1 rRNA gene is annotated in these 1,720 nt (G+C 56.5%); it reads right to left on the bottom strand.

What is annotated here, in order from left to right:
• Window positions 1-1,720 (bottom strand): 23S ribosomal RNA (locus ACLQ2R_RS39400); the annotation flags it as partial.

The raw sequence follows: 1,720 nt of genomic DNA, 5'->3' as shown, positions 1-1,720 counted from the left end.
ACTAACCGGTCCCCTTAACGTTCCAGCACCGGGCAGGCGTCAGTCCGTATACATCGTCTTACGACTTCGCACGGACCTGTGTTTTTAGTAAACAGTCGCTTCCCCCTGGCCTCTGCGACCCCCACCAGCTCAGAGCGCGAAGCTCATCACCAGCGAAGGCCCCCCTTCTCCCGAAGTTACGGGGGCAATTTGCCGAGTTCCTTAACCACAGTTCACCCGATCGCCTTAGTATTCTCTACCTGACCACCTGAGTCGGTTTAGGGTACGGGCCGCCACGACACTCACTAGAGGCTTTTCTCGGCAGCATAGGATCACCCACTTCGCCACAATCGGCTCGGCATCACATCTCAGACTTAATGCGTTGCGGATTTGCCTACAACACGTCCTACATGCTTACCCCAGGACTACCATCGCCTGGGCTGGGCTACCTTCCTGCGTCACCCCATCGCTTACCTACTACCAGTTCAGGCCAGGCGTTCAGCCTCACCCCAAGCCCGAAGGCCAACAGGGGACTTAAGGACCCTTAGTATCACTGGATTCAGTATTGGCGCATCGTAGCGGGTACGGGAATATCAACCCGTTGTCCATCGACTACGCCTGTCGGCCTCGCCTTAGGTCCCGACTTACCCTGGGCGGATTAGCCTGCCCCAGGAACCCTTGGTCATCCGGCGCAGAAGTTTCTCACTTCTGATTCGCTACTCATGCCTGCATTCTCACTCGCACGGCCTCCACAGCTGGATCACTCCGCTGCTTCCCCGGCCGCACGACGCTCCCCTACCCATCCACACACCTAGACAGACAAGCTGCCAGACTAATATGTGAATGCCACGACTTCGGCGGTGTACTTGAGCCCCGCTACATTGTCGGCGCAGAATCACTTGACCAGTGAGCTATTACGCACTCTTTCAAGGGTGGCTGCTTCTAAGCCAACCTCCTGGTTGTCACTGCGACTCCACATCCTTTCCCACTTAGCACACGCTTAGGGGCCTTAGTCGGTGGTCTGGGCTGTTTCCCTCTCGACTACGGAGCTTATCCCCCGCAGTCTCACTGCCACGCTCTCACTTACCGGCATTCGGAGTTTGGCTGACGTCAGTAACCTTGTCGGGCCCATTAGCCATCCAGTGCTCTACCTCCGGCAAGAAACACGCGACGCTGCACCTAAATGCATTTCGGGGAGAACCAGCTATCACGGAGTTTGATTGGCCTTTCACCCCTAAACACAGGTCATCCCCCAGGTTTTCAACCCTGGTGGGTTCGGTCCTCCACGCGGTCTTACCCGCGCTTCAACCTGCCCATGCCTAGATCACTCCGCTTCGGGTCTACAGCATGCGACTCAAACGCCCTCTTCAGACTCGCTTTCGCTACGGCTCCCCCACACGGGTTAACCTCGCCACACACCATAACTCGCAGGCTCATTCTTCAAAAGGCACGCAGTCACATCACAAACAAGGCGAACCTCGTTTACGCTCCTACGGCTTGTAGGCACACGGTTTCAGGTACTATTTCACGACCCCTCACCGGGGCGCTTTTCACCTTTCCCTCACGGTACTTGTTCACTATCGGTCATCAGGGAGTATTTAGGCTTACCAGGTGGTCCTGGCAGATTCACACAGGATTTCTCGGGCCCCGTGCTACTTGGGATCCCCTCCAACAGTCCAACCAATTTCGCCTACCCGACTCTCACGGTCTACGGCGCAACTTCCCAGAAGCTTCGACTATC

The sequence above is a fragment of the Streptosporangium sp. DT93 genome, from assembly GCF_049844535.1.
Taxonomy (GTDB): Bacteria; Actinomycetota; Actinomycetes; order Streptosporangiales; family Streptosporangiaceae; genus Streptosporangium.
The sequence above is the reverse complement of the archived record's forward strand: the minus strand, read 5'-3'. Positions and strand labels throughout refer to the sequence as shown.